This is a genomic window from Cognatiyoonia sp. IB215182 (genome assembly GCF_033963905.1).
Lineage (GTDB): Bacteria > Pseudomonadota > Alphaproteobacteria > Rhodobacterales > Rhodobacteraceae > Yoonia.
Genome location: NZ_JAXBMB010000011.1, coordinates 102,438 through 124,555, shown reverse-complemented (window position 1 = coordinate 124,555; position 22,118 = coordinate 102,438). Strand labels below are relative to the sequence as shown.

Annotated in this window: 19 protein-coding genes; 10 read left to right on the top strand and 9 right to left on the bottom strand. The window is 57.3% G+C overall.

Annotation, left to right across the window (positions count from 1 at the left end; translation table 11 throughout):
• Positions 1-138 precede the first annotated feature (138 nt).
• From SLH47_RS20860 to SLH47_RS20850, 3 genes are read right to left on the bottom strand one after another with little or no spacing between them, the layout of a single operon-like run.
• A complete protein-coding gene (locus tag SLH47_RS20860; RefSeq protein ID WP_320242336.1) occupies positions 139-918 on the bottom strand; it encodes an ABC transporter ATP-binding protein in 780 nt (259 codons plus the stop codon).
• On the bottom strand, positions 911-1,906 hold the full coding sequence (locus SLH47_RS20855; RefSeq protein WP_320242335.1) for an iron ABC transporter permease: 996 nt from the start codon (positions 1,904-1,906) through the stop codon (positions 911-913). The genes SLH47_RS20860 and SLH47_RS20855 overlap by 8 nt, the downstream gene beginning before the upstream one ends.
• Entirely contained in the window at positions 1,903-2,874 is a 972-nt protein-coding gene (locus tag SLH47_RS20850) for an iron ABC transporter permease (RefSeq protein ID WP_320242333.1), read from the bottom strand. The genes SLH47_RS20855 and SLH47_RS20850 overlap by 4 nt, the downstream gene beginning before the upstream one ends.
• A 115-nt stretch (positions 2,875-2,989) precedes the next feature.
• On the opposite strand from SLH47_RS20850, the gene SLH47_RS20845 reads away from it, so the two are divergent.
• Complete coding sequence (locus SLH47_RS20845; RefSeq protein WP_320242331.1) at positions 2,990-3,880, top strand: iron-siderophore ABC transporter substrate-binding protein; 891 nt, start codon at positions 2,990-2,992, stop codon at positions 3,878-3,880.
• 231 nt (positions 3,881-4,111) lie between these two features.
• Positions 4,112-7,183: an Ig-like domain-containing protein gene (locus tag SLH47_RS20840; protein WP_320242329.1), complete on the top strand. Its 3,072-nt coding sequence runs from the start codon at positions 4,112-4,114 to the stop codon at positions 7,181-7,183.
• A gap of 56 nt (positions 7,184-7,239) precedes the next feature.
• Here the strand turns inward: SLH47_RS20840 and SLH47_RS20835 are convergent, their stop codons facing one another.
• Together SLH47_RS20835 and SLH47_RS20830 are read right to left on the bottom strand one after the other, a co-directional pair.
• A complete protein-coding gene (locus SLH47_RS20835) occupies positions 7,240-9,387 on the bottom strand; it encodes a TonB-dependent receptor (RefSeq protein ID WP_320242327.1) in 2,148 nt (715 codons plus the stop codon).
• Between the two features lie 226 nt (positions 9,388-9,613).
• Positions 9,614-10,636 carry a siderophore-interacting protein gene (locus tag SLH47_RS20830; protein WP_320242326.1) on the bottom strand — a complete coding sequence of 341 codons (1,023 nt, stop codon included), beginning with the start codon at positions 10,634-10,636 and terminating at the stop codon, positions 9,614-9,616.
• Positions 10,637-11,018: 382 nt separating this feature from the next.
• Between SLH47_RS20830 and SLH47_RS20825 the strand changes: the two genes are divergently transcribed.
• Entirely contained in the window at positions 11,019-13,223 is a 2,205-nt protein-coding gene (locus tag SLH47_RS20825; RefSeq protein WP_320242325.1) for a TonB-dependent receptor, read from the top strand.
• Positions 13,224-13,229: 6 nt separating this feature from the next.
• Here the strand turns inward: SLH47_RS20825 and SLH47_RS20820 are convergent, their stop codons facing one another.
• A complete protein-coding gene (locus tag SLH47_RS20820) occupies positions 13,230-14,834 on the bottom strand; it encodes a PepSY-associated TM helix domain-containing protein (RefSeq protein WP_320242324.1) in 1,605 nt (534 codons plus the stop codon).
• Positions 14,831-15,481 carry a DUF3325 domain-containing protein gene (locus SLH47_RS20815; protein ID WP_320242322.1) on the bottom strand — a complete coding sequence of 217 codons (651 nt, stop codon included), beginning with the start codon at positions 15,479-15,481 and terminating at the stop codon, positions 14,831-14,833. The genes SLH47_RS20820 and SLH47_RS20815 overlap by 4 nt, the downstream gene beginning before the upstream one ends.
• Before the next feature lie 326 nt (positions 15,482-15,807).
• On the opposite strand from SLH47_RS20815, the gene SLH47_RS20810 reads away from it, so the two are divergent.
• Genes SLH47_RS20810 through SLH47_RS20790 form a run of 5 tightly spaced genes read left to right on the top strand, consistent with a single transcriptional unit; the run spans position 15,808 to position 18,439 of the window.
• Positions 15,808-16,227: a hypothetical protein gene (locus tag SLH47_RS20810; protein WP_320242320.1), complete on the top strand. Its 420-nt coding sequence runs from the start codon at positions 15,808-15,810 to the stop codon at positions 16,225-16,227.
• Positions 16,224-16,868, top strand: a complete 645-nt coding sequence (locus SLH47_RS20805) for a MotA/TolQ/ExbB proton channel family protein (RefSeq protein ID WP_413785662.1) — start codon at positions 16,224-16,226, stop codon at positions 16,866-16,868. Before SLH47_RS20810 ends, SLH47_RS20805 begins: the two co-directional genes overlap by 4 nt.
• Entirely contained in the window at positions 16,861-17,226 is a 366-nt protein-coding gene (locus tag SLH47_RS20800) for a biopolymer transporter ExbD (RefSeq protein ID WP_320242318.1), read from the top strand. Before SLH47_RS20805 ends, SLH47_RS20800 begins: the two co-directional genes overlap by 8 nt.
• On the top strand, positions 17,226-17,612 hold the full coding sequence (locus SLH47_RS20795) for an ExbD/TolR family protein (RefSeq protein ID WP_320242316.1): 387 nt from the start codon (positions 17,226-17,228) through the stop codon (positions 17,610-17,612). Before SLH47_RS20800 ends, SLH47_RS20795 begins: the two co-directional genes overlap by 1 nt.
• Positions 17,609-18,439, top strand: a complete 831-nt coding sequence (locus tag SLH47_RS20790) for a TonB family protein (protein WP_320242315.1) — start codon at positions 17,609-17,611, stop codon at positions 18,437-18,439. Before SLH47_RS20795 ends, SLH47_RS20790 begins: the two co-directional genes overlap by 4 nt.
• 53 nt (positions 18,440-18,492) lie before the next feature.
• Here SLH47_RS20790 and SLH47_RS20785 read toward each other — a convergent pair whose 3' ends face one another.
• Both SLH47_RS20785 and SLH47_RS20780 read right to left on the bottom strand, forming a co-directional pair.
• Entirely contained in the window at positions 18,493-18,963 is a 471-nt protein-coding gene (locus SLH47_RS20785; RefSeq protein ID WP_320242313.1) for a DNA starvation/stationary phase protection protein, read from the bottom strand.
• Positions 18,964-19,069: 106 nt separating this feature from the next.
• Entirely contained in the window at positions 19,070-19,498 is a 429-nt protein-coding gene (locus SLH47_RS20780) for a hypothetical protein (protein ID WP_320242311.1), read from the bottom strand.
• Positions 19,499-19,623: 125 nt separating this feature from the next.
• On the opposite strand from SLH47_RS20780, the gene SLH47_RS20775 reads away from it, so the two are divergent.
• Both SLH47_RS20775 and SLH47_RS20770 read left to right on the top strand, forming a co-directional pair.
• A complete protein-coding gene (locus tag SLH47_RS20775; protein ID WP_320242384.1) occupies positions 19,624-21,114 on the top strand; it encodes a di-heme oxidoredictase family protein in 1,491 nt (496 codons plus the stop codon).
• Entirely contained in the window at positions 21,111-22,118 is a 1,008-nt protein-coding gene (locus SLH47_RS20770) for an imelysin family protein (protein WP_320242309.1), read from the top strand. The genes SLH47_RS20775 and SLH47_RS20770 overlap by 4 nt, the downstream gene beginning before the upstream one ends.

Sequence of the window (22,118 nt, the reverse complement as noted above, 5' to 3'; positions counted from 1 at the left end):
CGTCGTCCGGATCGCAGCCGCATATGCGAAGTCAGCTTGGTCTGAGCCAGCAAGATTTAGCCAGATCAAAGCTTTGTCGATCAGTTTCAGGCATCATTAATTCAAGGTTGGTGGCAGCATTCACGGCGGTGTCGAACGCTATTCGACGACGATGAATGGCCGCTCTCTTCCTTCTAGCTGCCCAAACGTAATTGGGCGGCAATAGATATTCGATAGGCGCTCTTCGTCTACTGCTGCTGCAAAGCAACCCTCGGCAACAATGCGTCCCTGATCCATCAGCACGACATCATCGGAAAACCGCGCCATCAGGTTGAGGTCATGCATGACAACTACGACCGTCTTTCCTTCCCGCGCGACCAAGTCGCTCAGAAGTTCCATCACCTCGACCGCATGTGTAACGTCCAGGTGGTTGGTCGGCTCATCTAGGAGCAACCACGGGGCCGATTGGGCCAGCGTCATGGATATCCAAGCCCGCTGTTTCTGCCCACCTGACAGGGCGGCAAGCGGTTGATCTGCCAACGCAGCCATGTTCGTGGCCTGCAACGCACAGTCGACGGCGTTTTGATCCTCAACCGACAAGCCAGACAAGGCGCCCCGATAGGCATAACGACCCAATGCGGCCAGATCACGGACGTTCATTTCCGATGGTGCATGCGGTGTTTGCGGCAGCATCGCTATATGTCGTGCCCTCACCTTGGGCGGCATGCGATTCAACGGTTGCTGACCCAACTGAACTTGCCCCTGCAATGGCGTCATCTGGGCCGCAGCAATATTCAAAAGCGTCGATTTCCCGCAGCCATTTGGCCCGCAGATCGCTGTCAAACGGCCTTTGGTAAACGTTGTTGATATGCCATGCAGAACGGGTGTTTTGGCATAGGCAAATGAGATATCCGAGAGCGACAGGTTGTCGTCAGCCATTGCGAACCTCCTTAAGTAATAACCAAAAGAAGTAAGGCGCGCCGACCAGCGCGGTGATCGCGCCTGTGGGCAGTTCAAGCGGTGCGGCAATTGTTCGCGCCAGAATGTCCGCGCCGAGCACGATGGCGCTGCCGATCACCGGGGTCACAACCAGCAGGGCCGCCATCCTGAGCCCAACCAGCGCGCGGGCAATATGCGGTGACAAGAGCCCGACAAACGCGAGGCCCCCGGCAAATGACACGGCCGCCGCCGTCAGGATGACCGTCAAAGCAAGGGCCAGCAGTTTTGTCCGATTCAGCGCCAGCCCGGTAGAACCTGCGCTTTGGTCATCCAGCAGCATCTGATCCATCGGGCGGGCGATAGCGATGAGCAGCGGGATCGTCAGGCAGAATAAGGCGGCAAGGATCGCCACATCCTCCCAATGTGCGGCATGGACCGATCCGGCAAGCCAGATCAGCGCCTGGCTCGCGCGGTAGACGGGGCCAAGAACGATCAGAACGGTGACAAGTGCTTTTGCAAGTGCCGCCGCTGCAATACCATAGAGGATCAGCCGCGCGGGTTGTGTCAGATCCCTGGCCGCAACGGCAGCTACAAGGGTCGCAAAGCCGAATGCTCCCAGCGTCGCAGCCAAAGGCAGCCAGTGGATTGAAACCACAAGTGCATTCGCTTCATTCGAGAAGATAAAGAGGAACAGGACAACTCCAACCGCTGCCCCGTCGACGAGGCCAAGAACCGACGGCGATGCGATGGGATTCCGCACGATACGTTGCAACAAGAGGCCCGCCAGCGCCAAGGCCGCCCCGGCGAGCATGGCAAGCAACACACGCGGCATGCGCAGGGTCCAGATGATCACCTCATCCATCCGCGCGCCCTGGCCGAAAAGCGCGGCGATCACACGGTCGGGTGGCATCCAGGAAGAGCCGACGCCGATAGCGGCAATGCTGAGCAAGGCCAGAAATGCAAAGGGGCCTGCTGTCCGCAAGATCATGCGAACCGCGCGCCCTGGCGCCTGACAAGCCCAATCAGGATCGGCGCTCCGACCAGTGCCAACAAGGCAGTGACCGGTGCCTCCTGCGGTGCCACAATCAGGCGGGCCGCGATATCGGCTGAGACGGCAAGGGTACCACCAATCAGTGCCGCAAAGCTGATCTGCCAACCATAACCCGGCACTCCCGTCAGGCGCGCAAGGTGCGGGGCCACCAGCCCGACAAAGCCAACGGGTCCCGCGACTGTGACGCAGATGGCCGCAAGAAGGGTTGCCACTGCGAGGGCACCGATCCGCAGGCGGGCGACATTCACGCCGATGGCTTGTGCTGCGCTGTCGCCAATCTGTAGCGCCTGCAGCCCTTGCGCCATGGGGGCCGCCATCAATAGGCCCACGCAAATCACGGGCAGCGCGTACCACAATGTCTGTTGGTCCCGATCTGCAAAGCCGCCCGCGAGCCAGAACAACAAAGCCTCCATCGTGCCTTCGTCGGTGACGATCAACACTTGCGTCAATGCGGAGAGGAGCGCGGCCAGCGTCACCCCGGCGAGCACCAGTGTCACCGGGGTCATACGCCCCCCCGCCAACGCCAAAATGAGATAAAGAACACCTGTTGCCATCGCTGCCCCGACAAGGGCCAGTGCGGACAGGATACCGAAAGATGTCACCCCGAAGACACCAAAGCCCAGAACAACGGCAAAGCTTGCCCCCGCATTCACGCCCAGCAGTCCGGGATCGGCCAGCGGATTGCGCAGGATCGATTGCATTAGCAACCCGCAGACAGCCAAAGCCGCACCAACGCCACATGCGGCCAGTGTTCTTGGGAGACGCAAACCGCTGACAATCAGAGCAACCTCACCTTCATCAGGTGAAAGAAGGGCTCCCCAGACCTGCGCAGGTGAATAGAGCCGCAGACCAAGGTGGAGGCTAGCAATCATCGCTACGATGAGCGTGAAACTCAATAAAAGCATCAGCCGAAAGGGTGGCAATTGACGTTCCTTACAATTTCACTCAAGTTTAGCTAGCAGGATTGCGCAGCCGCCGCCACCGCCTTCCATCATTCGATAGTTTTGAAAGGAGACCGCGATGTTGCGCTCGATCTTGGCCGCATTATTGCTTGTGCCAACCACCCTGTTTGCAGACACGATTTCCCACGCGATGGGTGAAACAGATGTCCCCGATGACCCGCAACGGGTCGTTGTTCTCACCAACGAGGGGACGGAGGCTGTTCTGGCCATTGGCGTCACACCGGTCGGTGCGTCGCAATCCTGGCTGGGTGACCCGTGGTATCCGCACATCACGGACGCGATGGGCGACGCCATGAATGTGGGCAAGGAGAGCGCAATCAATCTTGAGCTTGTCGCGGCGCTGGAACCTGACCTGATCCTGGCCAACAAGCAACGGCACGAGGATATCTATCCGCAATTGTCTGCCATTGCGCCGACGGTCGTATCCGAGCGGCTGCGCGGGGATTGGCGCCGGAACTTTGAGCTCTACGCCAGCGCGCTTGGTCGCGACGAGGAAGGCACCGCCGCACTTTCGGCCTTTGAGGACAATGTGGCGGCATTGGCAGAGAAACTGGGCGATATTACAGACGAAAAGGTCAGTGTGATCCGCTTCCTGCCGACGCAGATCCGTATCTACCAGCTTGATAGCTTCTCGGGCTTCATCCTCGGCGCCGTTGGCTTTGATCGCCCCGATATCCAGAACGTCGATGAATTCGCCATTCGGACCGGCAAGGAGAGTATTCCCGATATGGATGGCGACCGGATTTTCCACTTCACCTGGGACACCGGCGATGGCGAAGGTGTCGCGGCACGCGATGATGCGATGTCCGATCCCCTGTGGCAGTCACTATCCGCAGTCAAGGCCGGGCGCGTGCACGAGGTCAGCGATCCGATCTGGAACACGGCCGGCGGGATCATCGCGGCCAATCTGATGCTGGAAGATATCGCGCGCATCTACGGCTTGGAGTGAATTTTTGACGGATAGATCAGGCCTTTAACCTGATCTGATGTTAAGCGAAGTCCACCATTTATGGAACAGTCAGCTGTTTGGAAACCCAAATCGGTGCATAGCGCTGAATTGGGCTTCACCTTCGCCTAAACATCCGCCAAAAGACCGCCAGATGCATCGCATCGATAATCGCATTTCTTGAGTCCCCAGCGGCGCGCCAGGCTCTCTCTTTCAGGTGAATTGGGGGGCCAAATGGCACGTATATCTGAACGCACAATAAACGGCATTCTTGTTGCCGATCAACGCAGGGATCAGGTTCTACTGCTGCAGGATCTTGATGGTGATGGCAACGCCGCCGGGGCCGAGGAGGCACGTGTTTTCTTCGACGCCGCGAATGAAAGCGGCCTTGTAGATCCAACAAACAACGTCTTCACCGTCCATCAGGCGCAGGACAAATCGGTGTATATCGGCGATGGCAGCACTGACAGTGTTTACCGGCTCACCGACCTGAACGCCGATGGCGACGCACAAGACGCGGGCGAGGCCGCGATCTGGTTCTCCGCCGACAATGCGGCGGGCCTCTCCACCGTCACACCGAACGGGATCGCCGAAGGTGCCGATGGCGCGATCTATATTTCCAATGCCGGAACGAGTTCGGCACCGCAGGACGCGATCTATCGCACCGTTGATCTGAACGGCGACGGCGATGCCAATGACTCTGGTGAAGCCACCGTTTGGCTGGATGTCCAGAGCATTGTCGAGACTGCAGTGCCGTTTGACCTCAGTTTTGATGGGAATGTCGCCTATCTAAACGATCTGGCGGGTACGGCAACGGACGTGATCTATCGGATCGAGGATATCAACGGTGACGGCAGCATTCAGGCCGATGAAGTGACGGAGTTTATCTCCGATGAGATGAGCTTTGGCGCGCCTGTCGATATCTCAAGTGCTGTCGCAGTCGACGGCTCACTCTATACACTGACCTGGTTTCCCGATGGCGATGAGCTTTTGAAGATTTACCGTCTTAACGATCTGGATGGGTCCGGTCAGATCGACAGCGTTTTTGAGGCTGTCGAGGTGTGGAATGCCAGTTTGATGCCGGACGACATCCCTGCCGATATCGGGTTTTCAATCGCAACGGACGGCGATGGCGATCTGATCCTGACCGCCAACAGCTTTGACGGTGACGCGAGCGTTCTGAAGCTGACCAACCTGAATGGCGATGGCGATTTCTTTGACGCGGGCGAGACTGTCATTTTCGGGTCTGATCAGTTCGACGGTCAACTGATCCGCCCGCGCTCCGTGGAGGACTATGAGGGCATGGCCCAAGTCGTGCCCAGCACGGTTGGCGCGGGCAACCACTTCTCGGTCTTTCTGCAAGATGGCGTGCTTTACAGCTCTGGCGAAAACATCGTGAGCCAGTTGGGCAACGGCAGCGTCGGGTTCGACGTCAAAGCACCTTTACCGGTTGAACTGCCGGAGGGTTTCGACGCGACGATCACGTCCGTTTCTGCGGGTATGCTGCACACGACTTTCCTGACGGATGAAGGTGACGTCTACGCCTTTGGTTTCAACAATCGCGGGCCGCTGGGGCTGGGCGATGAGGAAAGCCGCCAATCGGCGGTCAAGATCGACGCCTTGGATGATGTTGAAGTCATCGGGATCGAGAATGGGAACGGCGTGTCCTATGCGCTTGGAGCCGATGGCACGCTTTACGCCTGGGGCAGCAATACCAACGGGCAGATTGGGACCGGCGATCAAGAGGAGCGTCTTGTCCCAACTGCCGTCGAAGCGCTTGCCAATGAAACCGTGGTCGCAGTGTCTTCAGGCACCTCCCATACGCTGGCCCTGACCGCCGATGGGGAGGTTTTTGCCTTCGGCAGCAACACCGACAACCAGGTCAGCCCCTCCGATGACCGCCGGGTGATCGACCCCGTGCTTGTGGAAGGTCTGCCTGAAAACATCCTCGCCGTAACGGCGGATGGCAAAACCTCCTTCGCAGTCACCGAAGATGGGCGTGTCTTTGGCTGGGGCCAAAGCGACAAGGGGCAACTTTTGCAAGGGACCGACAATGGCGACGGGACGTTCACGCCCGATCCAGCAGATGTCGCCACCCCAGTCGAACTGACGGGCTTGCCCGACAACGTGATCGATGTCAAAGGCGGAGCCCGTTGGGCCATTGCCCTGACCGAAGACGGCGATGTCTATGCCTGGGGTCCGAATGATGAGGGGCCAACCGGTGGCCTCGACGGTGATCCGGCAGTGGAAAGCGACATCAGCTTCCTGCCAACCAAGATCGCTGAACTCGACGATATCAACATCGTGGAAATTCAGACGGGACCCAACTCGATCATCGCGGTCTCCGATACGGACGAGGTGTTCACCTGGGGCTCAAACTCCGACGGGCGCTTGGGCTATGCCTCTGACGGGTCGGTCTATTTCCCGCAGCAGGTGAATTTCGACGCGGACCCCGCGCCGTTCCTCAAAAGTGCCGTTCCGTCGGATAACGGGCGGGATGTGAGCAATGATGCAGCGCTGACGCTCACATTCACCGAAGTCGTGGAGGCTGGCGAGGGCTTCATCACACTCGTCAACCGCGACAGCGGCGCTCGGACGCAGATCGATGTGACCGACGAACGCCTTGTCAGCTTTGATGGGGACACCGTCATCGTCACACCACCGGAGCATCTGGAGCCAGACGCGCGCTATGCGATTGAAATCTCCGATGGCGCCTTTGTGGATCAGGAAGCTCAAGGCTTCGAAGGGTTCGCAGAGGGCGATACATCGACATTCAATTTCACGGTTGCTGATGACCCTGCCGCGTCGGAGGATCGCTACCGTGGGACGTTCGACGATGATCTCCTGCGTGGCGGTGCCGATGATGATCGGATCAGTGGACGTTTCGGTGACGACATCGTCTCTGGCGGTGGTGGAGATGACCATCTGCGCGGTGGCTTCGGTAACGATGATCTACTGGGTGGAGCCGGAAGTGATCGGCTAAGCGGTGGCTTTGGCAACGACCTTCTGGATGGCGGCGCGGGCAATGACGTGATGCGTGGCGGCTTCGGTGTGGATACTTTTGTCTTCGCCGAGGGCAACGACACAATCCAGGACTTTGACACTGGTTTTGACTTCTGGTTCTTCAGCCTGCCTTCCGACCAGATCGCGATTGATGTTACAGGTGTCGAAACCTTCGATGACCTCATGGCAATCGCCAATCAGGACGGCCGGAATGTCGTTTTCCAGTTCTCAGATGATGATAGCCTCACGCTCAACCGAACGCATGTGTCTGATCTGGACGCCGATATGTTCAGCTTTGTTTGATTGAAGAAACGGAAAGCTGCGGTGCCAATCACGCCGCAGCTTTCTTGCGGAACGGATCAGAATTCAGCTTGCAGATAGGCCCCTATCGTTTGTGGTTCTCCAGTTCGGATGATCGTGGGGGCGCCGGCCTGTTCGAACCTTGACGTGGCATAATCCTCGTCAAAAAGGTTGCGCACATAGACACCCGCCGTGATGCTGTCGGTCACATCATATGCCGCCTGGACATTCACCAACCAGCGGTCGTCATCTTTGTAGCTGTTTGCATTATCCTGAAAAGACGCTGCTTTGTAAGAGGTGTCCAACCCCAACGCAAAGCCATTTGCCCATGTGTAGCGCCCACCAAGTGTTGCTGACCAATCAGGCGCGAAAGGAAACGCGTTGCCGCTGAAATCATCCGTACCACTGACGAAGGTGATGAACTCCGTCTGGGTGTAACCAACACTGCCAAAGACAGATAAACGATCACTCGGGTCAGCCTCGACGCTCAATTCAAAACCATAAAGCTCTGACTCGGCGGCATTGGCGGTATCAAAATTGAAAAGTGGGTCCAGCGCCGTTCCTGTTGGCGTCCCAGGCACCGAGATCTGCATGTCCTCCCATTGTGTGAAGAAAACATTCCCGGCGATGCTGACGCGATCATTTTGAAATGATCCACGATAGGCAACTTCGTAGTTCGTTGCGAATTCAGGATCATATTCCGATAGCTCCGCGGTGACAAAATTTGAAGACACGCCACCCGCGCGGTAGCCGCGCTGGACGGTGGCGCTCACAGCTTGATCTTCGGTAAAGTCATAGGTCACGCCCAGTTTTGGCAGGAAAGCGCGAAACTGCTCACTGTCGCTGTTTTCAGGCACATCCGGGATCATGGCGACCGTATTTAAGGTAGGTCCGAAATCCACCGCTTGGGTATACGTAAACTCTTCTGCATCCAGACGTACGCCTGCGGTGATCGTAAAACCGGAGGCGATGCTGCCGATGTCGACATCAGTTTCTCCATAGATGGCAATGTTCGTAACCTCAGTATCAAACTGATCGTCAACTGTATCAGATACGCCCGCAAGCATCGGGTTCAAACCACCCAGATCGAATGTGCTAAACACCGGTCGGCGGTCGCTGGTTTCGGTGTAGAACAGCCCCACGACACCCTGATATCGGCCACTTTCAAACTTCAGCTGAATGTCCTGCTCAAAAGTTTCGCTGCCGCCGTCGATCTCAATCAGCGATTCTCCAGCACCCAGTGGAAGGGCAAACCCCTCAACCCGTTCATAATCCTGTTCGTAAAGCGATGTTTCAGTCTCAAGCGTCAAGCCAGCGCCAATCTGATAGGTCGTTGAAAATCCCAAGGATTGATGCACTGAGCCTTCGAAGGCATCCGCTGTCTGATCGGTCACACGCTGATCGGGGAATTCGCTATCAAGAACATAATCCTCGCCTCCGCTTGAGTCGGTGAAACTGTATTCAATTACGGAGTCAAAATTTTCAGATGGTTGCCACCGCAGTTTGGCGCGATATGCCTCGTATTCACGAGCGTCATATTCATCGTCATCAAGTGGCCTACTTGTCACATAGCCATCTGTCGCCTTCGTCTCACCCGTCACCCGGACGGCAACCGTATCCCCTAATGGTTGGTTTAGTGCCAGAGCAAGGCGTTGGGTGTCGCGCGATCCGCCTTCAACACGCAAACGGTATTCGGGAAAGAATGCCGGGTCGCGGGTTTCAATGATAATGGCGCCTGCAAGCGCATTGCGGCCCTGTTGGGTCGATTGTGGCCCGCGCAGGATTTCGTACTGGTCAAGATCCCACGTAGAATAAGGACCAAAGAACGTGGATTGGTAATTGTTCAGTGCAACACCATCCACCTGAACTGACACAAGCGTCCCGTTCAACTGCACATTGCTGACAGCGCCATTTGCCTGGATTCCGCGAAGCACAAATCCTTTATTGCCAAAAGTCGTGCTAACATTCGGGGCCCGTTCGATTGCATTATAAAGATCAACATCACCGCGCTCTTCGAGGTCTTCGCCGGTCTCTACAATTGCGGATGTTGGGCTGTCCTGCGTCGTGCGGGTCAGTAATTCACCAAAGATCAAGGTCCCGAGGAAGGTTGTATCTTCGTCCGCTGTTTGCGCAAACGTCAGTGTTGCAAAACTGTTTAACGCAAAAAGGGACGTCGCGCACAAAAGGCGCGCACGAAAGGTATGCATCGGCAGCTCCCAAAAAGAATTATTGTGAAAGCTGGGCGGTGCTCTGAACCTGGCACGTTGCGGGTACCACTATTTCATGATGGGTAAAACTGAAAACACTTATCAGGAAGAAAATTGTTTTGTTTGAGGTACATGGCAGCGAACGCGCCGAATACTAGCGGAGAATCCATATCGCTGCAGAGCAAGGGAAAGAGTTGGCAGACTTTGGATTTTCACCAGCGACGATCTATGGCGACCCCTTCCCGGCCGTCCAGTAGACGGCAGCCAAACGATGGGTTTTCGGCAGGCTGCGAAAGGCCTCGCTTTCGCGAATCTGCGTTACGGGATTACTTTCCGCTGCAATCCAGGCATAGCAATCCGGTGCTGCGGTAATCGCCTGCTCCACATGTCTGACAAAGCTAATAGGTGCCACCCAACGCAGCATTGTGTTGGGTCGTTCGGGTATCGGATAGTCGTTATAGCCTTGCTGCGACAACAACACGACATTGGCAGTGGCATCCTGATCCAGGCTGTCCAAAATACGCGATATCGCCGGATAGGCTGTTTCATCACCCGCCAGGACAACAACGCTCTGTGTCAGTACACCACCACCGCCGGGTCCGATCAGCGCGACCTTTTCACCGCGCTTCACGTTTCTGGACCACTCAGATGCCAGACCGCCTTTGTGCTGAAAGACATCAACATCAATCTCCGCATCGCGTTGCGCCCGGACCGTGTAGATTGGCCGATGCAGCTCCTTATCGCCAACCGGCCAGCGGGTTGCGCCATTGGCAGCCAACTTTGGCCATTCAGGCTTTGTGTTGGCTGGATCTGGTAAGATAAATCGAAAGTGAATGCCGCGATCATCAAAATGCTCTGCCGTTTCCAACCGCAATGTCAGGCGTTGAAAACATGCGCTTAACTGGAATGAAGAAAGCACCTCGGCAAACTGAAAATTTGGTGGTGTGGCACCATCGGTGATCGTATCGGACCATGCTATCTTTGTCGCGATTTCGGGCAGGTAATGTGCGATATGTTCGACCAGGCTATCGCGCAGAACGTGTAAGTCATTGGTGCGCGTTGCTTCAACCTCAAGTCGCAAACCGTTCTTAGCCAAATCAGTAATTGCAAATGCACCATAGTCGGATTGGATTTTTAGGTGGCTGTCGGTCTGTTCCAGTACCGGCAAACCGTGTTCTTGCGCCTCATGCAGCATCATACCATGCATCGCCGCAAAGGCTAATCCGTCTATTTCAGTGCTCACTTTCATGGCCGATCCTCAGAATAAGTTGATTTGAGATGATGCGCGCGCAGGTGCCACCGCTACACCCGTCACTGTCTGAAAACGCAATTCGATAGGTTGAAAATGCACCAGATCACGCCGTCGTCTTTTCTTAGGGTCTGTGGCTTGCTGTTCCGCGTGCTGGCTAATGCATAGCCCACCGGGGAGAAGATCACCAGTCAGAGTTATGCCAAGTCATTCTGAATAGTCTGGTCAGGCGCACCAACGTCACTTTCCGCCACCAACTGCCATCGGCGGGGTCGCTTGCATTCCAACCAGACCTGTATCACATAACAACGAGCTAGTGAAAAACCCTCAACATGAGGTTTCCAAGACCAGCCAAACCCACGAACTTTTTGGCAAGTCAGATATGCGCTCTCTCATCACTCTCTCAGTTTCCGTCTCTTCATTGGCATTCCTGGCCGCCGGTGCGCTTGCGCAAGCGGCAGATGATCCGTTCGATCTCGGAACACTTGTTCTACAAGGCGAATTGCAGGATCGCACGTTGCAAGACAGCCCGACATCCGCCTCGGTTGAAACCGGAGAAGAGATAGAGGACCGAGGTGAGACCAGCGTGGAAGAGGTTCTTGACCGCACCATCGGCGCCTCGACATCCCCGGGGTTTGGCGGCTTCGTCATCCGCGGGATCGATCAGCGTGGTGTTGGCGCAGGCGATGGACTGGTCATATCTACACAGGTTGACGGGGTCGCGCTGCCATCGAACCAGGCATTTTTTGGTGGCCCTTTCAGCGCGTGGGACATCGATCAGGTCGAGGTGCTGCGTGGGCCTCAATCAACACAGCAGGGCCGCAACGCGCTTGCTGGTGCGGTGATTGTCCGGTCAAATGATCCGATCTTCTCGCCCGAATACCGCCTGCGTGCCGATGTCGGTAACGAAGACCGGCGGCGGCTGGCGCTGATGGCCAATACACCGCTGGGTGAAGATTTCGCCCTCCGCTTTACCGCTGAAGGGATCGAGGACGACAATTTTATCGAGAATACGACGCTTGATGAACCCGCGACGCCCGAAGAAGGCCGCACATATCGGGCCAAGCTGCTATGGGCACCAAGTGACAACTTTGAGATGATCTTCAGCCATACCGACAGCGACTTCACCCGTGGCGAATTCATCGTCAACAACCGGGTCGACAGTGCAGATGAGCTGCCGCCGGGCTTTTATCCTGATGAGGAGGTGACAAACGACTTCCCACGCGTCGAAGGCAACGACCTGAGCATCACGAGCTTGCGGCTTGCCTACGATATCAGCGACACGCTGCGGCTGGAGACTGAAACAAGCTATTACGACAGCGACTATGTCCGCGACGAGGATGGGGACGACACACCGCAGCCGCTTGTGACATTTGAACGGGATATCAGCGATCGCGTGTTCGAACAGGACGTTCAATTGAAGTTTGACAATGACTTTGCAACCGGTGTTGTTGGGCTCTTTTACACCGAGATCGATAATGAATGGCGCAGCGTCACATCGGGTGATGTCGGGGCTGCAGTCCCCGATATCGGCACACCCATTGGTGTGCCGGGCGCGCAAATTACTTCACGCGACGATTCTGAAAGCAACTTTGCGATCTTTGGTGAGGCTGATATCCCGCTGGATGTGGTCTCACCCAATCTGACGTTGACGGTGGGCGGCCGCTATGACCGCGAATCTTCGGATAGCAGCAGTGAAACCGTCTTTGATGTCCCTGCCTGCGACCAGCCCGTTTTGCCCCCGCCGCTTGACCAGATTTGCCCACTTTTGCAGGATGAGTCGTCATCGAACGATACTGAATTCGATGCGTTCCTTCCGAAGTTGGGCATCACCTATGACCTGACCGCGGCGCAATCGGTTAGTTTCACCGTCCAGCGGGGCTATCGCTCTGGCGGATCGGGCACAGCCATTGACGGAACGACATTCGATTTTGATCCCGAATTCACCACGAACTACGAAGTTGCCTATCGCGGGACTTTCCGAGACGAGACACTGATCGTGGGCGGCAATGTCTACTTCACCAATTACGAGGACCAGCAGGTCAATGTGCGCACTGGGCGCACGTTCTTTGGACAGCCCGTTACCGAAACGCGCAATGCCGGCGAATCCGAGCTTTATGGTTTTGAACTCAGCGTTGAGGCTAGGCCGACCGATCAATTGTCAGTATTTGGCGGGTTGGGTTTCAACAGATCCGAATTCGTCGATTTTGAGAGCAACGGCGTATCGTTTGACGGGAACAGCTTTGGGGAGCCCGAAACGACGGCAAAGCTGGGTGGTGAGTATCGCTGGGACAACGGCGTGAGCTTCGGGATGGACATCAACTACACTGATGAAGGCTTCCTTGATCCCGAAAACAACGCCAATGAGAAAAGCGACGAACGCACCATCACAAATGCGCGGCTGAACTATGATGCGGGCAACGGTCTCAGGGTTGGTGTTTACGCCAACAACCTGTTTGACGAAAAATACGTTACCAGCCGCCGCTTCGTTGCAGCTGATAATGATGATCCCGATGGTGCTGGCACATATGCGTTCAGCCTGGGCGACCGCCGACAAATCGGTGTCTTTGCTGAATACACGTTCTAGGCCGCTCTACTCGCCCGCAACTGCCATTGGTTCTGGTACGGAATCCTTCCGGGCTGGGGTGACAACAACCCTCCGGTTTCCTGCCTGCGCCTCTGCGGCCCAATTCACCTGCAATCGTCGTGCGGCATAGGTGGCTGTGGCTGCGGTGCCAAACAAGATAAGATCAATGATTGCGATAGCCCATTGTCCTGTCCAGATCGTGCGCAGCAGGTGATCGCCCGTCACGATCCAATTCAGAAGCGGGGCCAAGGTACATAGGACCGCCAGTAGAACAGCCTGATCAAACCATGCTTTGCGCTGCCGAAACGCACCATGTGGGAGTGCTGCCAGCCAGATCAGGTAGAAGATCACAATCTCTAGGAAAATCCGTTCAATTCCCAGAAATCGCCAATCGCCGCGCGGCAAGAGCTGGTTCACGACGAAATAGGCGGACGTCGCCGTCAACAGACCCATCACACCCCAGATCGTCAGCGCCTCAACCACCGGCACACCGTTGCGTGCGCCGCGCGCATGCTTCAGCCTGCGCGTTTCCAGCCAGTAGATGTAACCGGTCGCGATCATGATGGATCCTGCGACCCCGCCAAAGAAGTAAAGCCATCGCAGCAGGAAATGATCAAAATGGATTTCATGCATGCCGACGATAAAGCTCTGCACCGCACCGGCAGATGTGACAGCAGGTTCAGCGATAATCTGTCCTGTATCTGCGTCAAACAGGACCGGTGCGCGTTCATCGGCGACCATACCCTCGCCCAGCCGCCTTAACCTGACCGATCCATCTTCATCATGCGGGTGGTCCAGAAAAACGTCGCTCAACGGCTCACCATCCCAGTAAGGTTGCGCGCGGATCAGCATGGCGTCGATTGAACTGACCCGCAGGTTCGTCTCGCCGCTGGTCTCTCGTGACGCATAGGCAAAAGCTTCTTCACTCAGCCGCGCGCGCGGCTCCTCTTCGCCCGGATAAAGCGCCGAAAGCGATGGCTGAAGGTACAGCGAGGCAAAGATCAGTATGCCCGTGACCGTGATTGCCAGATGAAACGGTAAAGCCAGCACCGAGGTCAGGTTATGAAGATCGAGCGACAGACGTGGCAGCTTTTTCCCACGTCGATAAGTGAAGAAATCAACGAAAATCTTTCGGTGGATCACGATCCCCGAAATCAGGGCGAGCATCAGAAACATTGAGACGGCACCGACAATCCACCTGCCGCCGGGAATGTGCAGCCGGTAATGCATCGGGTAGAAGAACTGGCTTGCCGCCGCAGAATCAAGCGGTGCGATCACCTCGTACGTTTCAGGATCGAGAAAGTAGATCCACGTGCGCCCTTCCTCGGGTGCGACGGTCACGGTGGGTATCGGTGCACGCTCTGTCGGGGCACTCAGCACAATAAAATGCGGATGCAGCCCGGTGATCCCTAGCGCGGTATCATACATGAGGTCCAAACTCACATCAGGGGGCGCACCAACATGGCGCGCCTGGGGCAGCAACCACTGATCCGTTTCGTCCTTGAAGACGCTCAGCGTGCCCATGAAGAAGATCACAAACATGATCACGCCCAGGATCACACCTGACCAGGTATGCACCCAATCCATGCTGTCGCGAAAACCCTGCTTCATTGTGCCGGTTTTCCCTCAATGACGGTGAGGCTGTAGATGGTCTGTCCCAGCCGGGCGAGCATTTGCGGCGCATAAGCAACGGTGAAAGACACAGCCAGTGCTACAAAGAATGCTGCCATCGGCCACAGCAACAGCCCAAACCCCCAACCATCGCGCAGCAAAGCCACCACGACCGATAGACTTAGCAGGGTCCAACCAAGCCAGCGCGCTGCCCGTGCGGTCACGGCTGGCAGATCGCGCCGCCCCATAATGGCCTGCCAGTGCTTGACTTGTGAAAGGGCAAAAGCTGCAAAGCCAATCCAAAGGCTCCACAATAGCACGATCAGCAACATCGCTTGGCCCAAGGCAGCGCCATAACCAAAATTGGCGTCCCCACCCGCCAGCCGCACAATCAGTCCCGACAGCAGAATGGTGCCCGCAAAAACCAGTGTCACCAGCCGCAAATCCCGGGCCGCAAAAACCCAGATCATTGCCGCGACGTAGACAACAAACGCGATGTAGGCACCCCAAAAAAATGCATCCGACGTCGATGTGCCGCCTTGTGTGACAAACAGATGCGCCCCCGCCGCGGCCACAGCTACTGCAAGAATGAAGCCCCCAAAAAGGGCAAGGGCAACGCGCAGCGTCGGGAGAAGGTTTCTGGTCATATCCGCCTGCTCAGATTACGTGGATCAGTAGCTTGACGGTGTCGTTTGCTGCAGCTCCGGATCAGGCCACGACATGCACGACATACAACCTGGCTGGGGCAATGGTTAAGCGGCGCGCGCAGCGATGTCCACACATGCATGTGCGACGTTATCTCGCGCCACGACCGCAGATCATCATTTGGCGCGTTTCGTCAGGTAGTTCCCGAACCCTGACGTTGTCGCATCGCAGTGTTTTGCTCTCCCGCATTAAATCTTTTTTAACCCATTCTCTGGCCTTCCCTAAAAACCTACAATAATAGTCAGGTAATCGAGACAAGGAGAGATGGATGCGCGGCCTACTCATCGCTTTGGCCTTATTCTTTGCGGCCAGTATCGCCAACGCCGATGAAACCGGCGGCGCAGGTATCACGATTGATCTGAACACGCTTCAACCTGTCGAGGGGGGCTGCCAGCTTACCTTCGTTGCCTCAACGACACATGCGGACGGTATCGAAAAGCTCGTTTTTGAGACGGTGCTTTTTACTACAGAAGGTGCAGTGGATCGCCTAACACTTTTTGATTTTGGGGAAATCCCGGCGCGCGCGCCGCGGGTCAGACAGTTCGTTTTGCCGCAGCTTGAATGCGCAAATCTGGGACAGCTTCTGTTTAACGGGGTCAATGCCTGCCAGATCGGCAGCGCTGAGAACACCGCCTGTGCCACCGGCCTGACACTGACGAGCCGTACGGATGTGGAGTTGCTGGGGTGAACGATATTTTCCAGATACTCAGCCAGATCGTTGACCTTGGCGGACCCGTCATTGTCATTCTGATGGTGACGTCAATCGCGGTTCTGGCCATCGCGCTTTACAAACTCTGGCAATTCCGGGTGGCCGGTGTCGGACGGCACCGCGCGCTGATGCAAGCTGTGCAGGCGTGGGATGCGGGCGATGAGACGGGCACGAATGCCTATCTGAGCCGCTCAACCAGTTATCTTGTACCTGTCGTCGAAATGGCGTTAAGCGCCGGGAGCGATGATACTGGTAGGCTAATCAGCGAAGCTGAGGCACGCTTTGCCCGTCTCGAACGCGGGCTGCGCATCCTCGATAATGTCGCGCAACTCGCGCCGCTTCTGGGCCTTTTCGGGACGGTGCTGGGGATGATCGAGGCGTTTCAAGCGCTGCAAGATGCAGGCTCTCAGGTGGACCCATCAATCCTTGCTGGGGGCATCTGGGTGGCCCTGATGACCACCGCAGCAGGGCTGGCTGTTGCGATGCCGACATCCATCCTGCATTCATGGCTTGAATCCCGCATGGATGCAGAACGCGGCGTGGCGGATCAGGCGATCCAGACGATCCTGCGGCCAAGGGCGGGACGGGGTGCTGTGACCCTTCAAGCGGCCCATGCTTAAAGCAAAGCGGCAAAAGCGGGCGGTTTCGATGACGCCACTTGTTGACGTCATCTTCCTGCTTTTGCTGTTTTTCATGCTGACATCAACTTTCTCAAAATTCGCAGAAGTGGAGCTAAGTGCCGCCTCCGCCGGGAGTGCGGCACCCGGAACGCCGCCAATCTTCCTGCAGCTCTATCCCGACCGGCTGACGGTCAACGGCCAGACGCAGCGGTTGGACGGGCTTGTGCTTGAATCGCAGGCGGGACAGACTCTGCTGGTGGCCCTGCAAACAGATGTCACCGCACAGCGTCTGACCGATCTTCTGGTCGCACTGCGTGCTTTCCCGGACCTCGATGTCGCTGTTCTGGGGTCGTCCTGATGCGGCAGATCACGCGCAAAAAGAAGGCAGAGCCGACAATCGCGCTGATCAACATTGTTTTTCTGATGCTGATCTTCTTTCTGGTGGCAGGGACCCTTGCACAACCGCTTGACCGAGAGCTTGAGCTGGTTGAAACCAGCGCGCTCGACGGTCGAGAACCGCCCGACGCACTGGTGATCAACGCCGCTGGCGACCTCAGCTATCGCGGCACGGCGCTGCCCGATGTGGTAGCGTTTTTGCAGGACAGGGCAGAAGACCAATTGGCGGAAGTCCGCATCGTCCCTGACCGCGCGCTCGCGGCAGATCGGCTTGTGGAAGTGTCGCGTAATCTACGTGAAGGCGGCGCGCAATCCGTGATCATCGTGACTGAACGGGCGCTGCAATGATCCGCTCCTCCGCCTTTGTCAAAGCAGGGGTCATTTTTGTGTCCGCCGCCTTGCATATTGGCCTTATGGCCGCCTTTTACGAAGAGCAAACAGTCGAAATCGCAGGCGGCGCGACGGGTGCGATCAACGCAAGATTGGGCAACAGCTTTGCCGATCTTGTTCAGGGCACGCAAGCGCCACAAACACCCGACCCGGCGCTTGTCGCAGAAACGCCACCGCTTGCAGAGGCCGCCCCGGTCACCCCGACCCAGACGGTGGCACCGACGACCTCTGCCATCGCTGCCGTGCCTCTCTCCGCAACGGCACCAACCATCCCCACGCTGACACCGCAGCCCACTGCGCAGCCCGAAACACTGACCCCAGCCGCGCCCGAAACAGTCACAGCCACGACCGAAAGCGCTGTTGAGACGTCACAACGCCCCGTGGCGCGCCCAGAAAGGCCGGTGCAACCACCGCCCGGCAACAGCCAGCAAAACGCCACCGCAGGCAGCGCCACCGGCAATACGCGCGCAACAGCGCCGCAACAATCAGGTAATACCGGGCAGGCCGCGTCAGCTGGGAATGCCGCGGCCAACAACTATCCTGGTGAGGTGATGCAGCGCATTACGCGGATTGGACAGCCGCGTGTACGTGCAAGTGGTATTGCTGTCGTTCGCTTTTCAATTTCAGGAAATGGTGCGCTTGCCGGTGTGTCGATTGCACAAAGCTCTGGCTCTGCGCGCCTCGACCGTGCGGCGATGCAGGTCATCCAGCGCGCAGCACCATTCCCGCCACCGCCGCCAGGTGCGCAGCGCAGTTTCAGCATCAGGATTGAAGGACGCGGCTAACTGAAAAAAACGGGCCGCGAAGGCCCGCTCTTCCTAGCAATTGGTTGCTGGTCTCAGGCCAAATGCGACCGCAGGAACCATGCGAACTTCTCATGCGTCTGACCGCGCGCGATGCACAAATCCTCGGTCAGTGTATCGCCATGCTTGGCGGCCAATTCACCGCAGCCAGCAAGCGTCGCTGCCAGTGTTTCCTGCGCATCTTGCATGATCTTGATCATCTCTTTGTCTGTCGCATGCCCGTTATGCTCTGCAATCTTTGACCGCTTGATCATGCCCGCCAAGGTCCCTTCGGCATGCATGTCAATCGCGCGAATACGCTCTGCCAGATCATCCTGACCTTCGAAATGATCTTCGTAAATCTTCTGGAACAGATCGTGCAGCGGGCCAAACGCCATGCCTTTGACGTTCCAATGAAAGTTCTGTGCAAGCATAGTTGTCACAGCAGTCTCTGCCACCGACTGGTTCAAAGCCTCGGCAATCGCTGTTTTCGCATCAGAATTCAGCGCCATCGCTGTCTGTGTCATCGTGTTACTCCGGGTGCAAAAATTTTGCTGGCTGGCGTCAGGCTGGCTCGCTTGACGCCTTACATAACCTGCATTTTGCTGAAGGCAAGAACTTTTTAGAATTATTCTAAACCTGAGAAAACTGCTCGGAAATTCCGTTGATCAGGAAACTGATATGGCGCTGGTGGATTTTTGGTACGCGAGAGCGGATCAGGAATGCCAGGCTGTCCCGGTCATCTTCAGCCGCCGCCATTATTGCCCGCATGAGCCAGGATTCATCAAAAGACAGCTCGACAGTGCCAGGCCTGAAAAACACGGGTTTGCTGCCAACCACATCGCTGATGCACTTCAATAGAGCCTGCGCAAACGCGTCTTGTGCCGTGTTTTGTTTGTTTGAGATCAGCGCGCAAGCCTCGAAAAGGTCAGTGCGTGCGGCAGCCCTGCAATCCAATGCGACCACACGCAGGGCGTTCAATACACCACGCCATTTACCGGGCAAAAGTGCTGCCGGTCGCTTTGCGACCACCGGTTCGGCAAGGATGGCGACAGAGTGCATGTTCAGGTGCCTTTATTGACGCAGGTGCCAATCGCGTATTGCGCTTATTTCCTGACCATATTTATAAGGAATTAACGAAATGTGAAGGTCTAACCGTGCGACACGCCTCAAAAACCGCAACGATTGTGGCCATTTTCACGGCTAATCTTGCCCAGGCGGACATATTCTCCGAGCCTCATCTGCAAATCATCCCCCGAACCGACGAAGAAGCCGCGCGAATCGCAGCCGTAACCGCACCCCCCACAGATTTCTCTACCCCTAGTCAGTTTGAGGAAAACACTGCCGGCGCCGCTACCGTACGCGTGCGGCCCAACGCCGATGCGTTTTCGCAACCGTCCGGCAACATCGCGTTCGAGGACGAGCTGACCTTTAAGGTCGGCAACGGTCTTTTCCGCAAGCTGTGGGTGTCATCGCCCGCCTCTACGCTTGCGTCAGATGGGCTTGGTCCACTCTTTAACGCCCGGTCTTGCCAGCGTTGCCACCTCAAGGACGGGCGCGGGCACCCGCCTGAGCCCGGTGATGACAACGCGATTTCGATGCTCATGCGCGTCTCCATCCCCGGCAGTTACCAGGAAAAGACAGATGAGCTAGAGGCGTATCTGGCCACCTTGCCCGACCCCAATTACGGCAACCAGATCCAGGATTTCTCGATTCAGGGCCACGCAGCCGAAGCGCAGATTGCGATTACCTACACCGAAGAAGTCATCACATTGTCGGAGGGGGAAACCGTATCTCTCCGCCGCCCAGATTACACGCTGACCAACCTGAGTTACGGGCCGCTGCATCCTGACATCATGCTCAGTCCGCGTATCGCGCCGCAGATGATCGGCCTTGGCTTGCTAGAGGCGATCCCTGCGGCGGATATCCTTGCCAATGCCGACCCGGGTGATCTGGATGGCGATGGCATTTCCGGGCGCCCCAATATCGTCTGGTCCAAGGAATTTGACCGATACATGCTGGGCCGGTTCGGGCTGAAAGCGGGAACCCCAACGATCCGCCAGCAAACGGCGGATGCGTTTGCAGGGGATATCGGCATCTCCTCCCCCATCAATCCGGGTGGTGCCGGTGAGTGCATGCCCACACAAACCGCCTGTCAGAATGCGATCCATGGCGATGGAGACGAGCGCGTGCATGAGGTTGACGCCGAAATGCTCGACCTCGTTGCGTTCTACAGCCGCAACCTCGCCGTGCCTGCCCGCCGCGATGTAGACGATCCAGAGGTGCTGCGTGGCAAGGAAGTCTTCCACACCACCGGCTGCGCCGCCTGCCATACGCCCAGCTATGTGACCCACCGGCTGGAAAACCAGCCCGAACAGAGCTTTCAACTGATCTGGCCCTACACGGACATGCTGCTGCACGATATGGGCGAAGGGTTGGCTGATCACCGGCCAGAGGCCATGGCAAACGGCTATGAATGGCGCACCCCGCCGCTTTGGGGCATCGGCCTGACCGAACAGGTCAGCGGCCACACCTATTTCCTGCATGACGGTCGCGCGCGGTCCCTCTTGGAGGCGATCCTTTGGCATGGTGGCGAGGCGCAGGCGCAGCGCGATGCGGTTATCGAGATGTCGAAAGAAGACCGGGACGCGCTGATCCGGTTCGTGGAAAGCCTATGAAACACCTGATCACCGCAAGCATTCTTGCCATCCTGCCCTGCTTTGTGGCGGCCCAGAGCATCACCGCTGACATCGTCAACAATCACGTCCTGCCCCGCTACGCTGCTTTGGCAGAGGCAGGGAAGGCCCTGTCGGATGCCGCCGCGACGGATTGCGCGGCAACCTCCAACCCGTTGCGCATGGCCTATGGCGCCGCTTTTGATGCCTGGATCGCCGCCAGCCACATGCGCTTTGGTCCATCCGAGACCGACGACCGCGCATTTGCAATTTCCTTTTGGCCCGACAGCCGGAGTGCGACGCCCAAGGCGCTTGGCGCCCTGATCCGCGACGAAGACCCCATCGCAGACAGTGCCGATGCCTATCGCGACATGTCCATCGCCGCGCGCGGGTTCTACGCGATGGAGTTCCTGCTCTATGACGAGACCATCAGCACCGCAGGCGACGCCGATTACCGGTGCCAGCTTGTGCAAACGGTCGCCGCAGATATCGCCAATCTGACGCAAGACATCGCCACCGATTGGGCCGATGGTTACGCAGCGCTGCTAACCAACCCATCGGCTGATGGCCTCTACCGGACTGATCTGGAAGCGATGCAAGAGCTTTTCAAAGCGCTCACAACCGGCCTGCAACTCACATCCGAAGCACGGCTGGGCCGCCCCTTGGGCACGTTTGACCAGCCTCGCCCCCGCCGGGCCGAGGCCTGGCGCTCTGGCCGCTCCGCGCGGCATGTGACGGTCGCACTTGAAAGCCTTGCCGACCTTGGCAGCCGTCTTTCTGCGGATGATCCCGCGTTGCAGGAGAGCCTGAATGCCGCCTTCACGCGCGCGCTGACACAGATCGCGGCCCTCGATGATCCGGCTTTCGCCGGTGTCGCGGACGCCGTGTCACGCATCAAGGTGGAGGCGATCCGCAGCCGCGTGGAAGAAATCCGCGCCATCGCCGAAAACGAATTGGGGCCAAGCCTTGGGGTGGCGTCTGGCTTCAACGCCCTCGACGGCGATTGA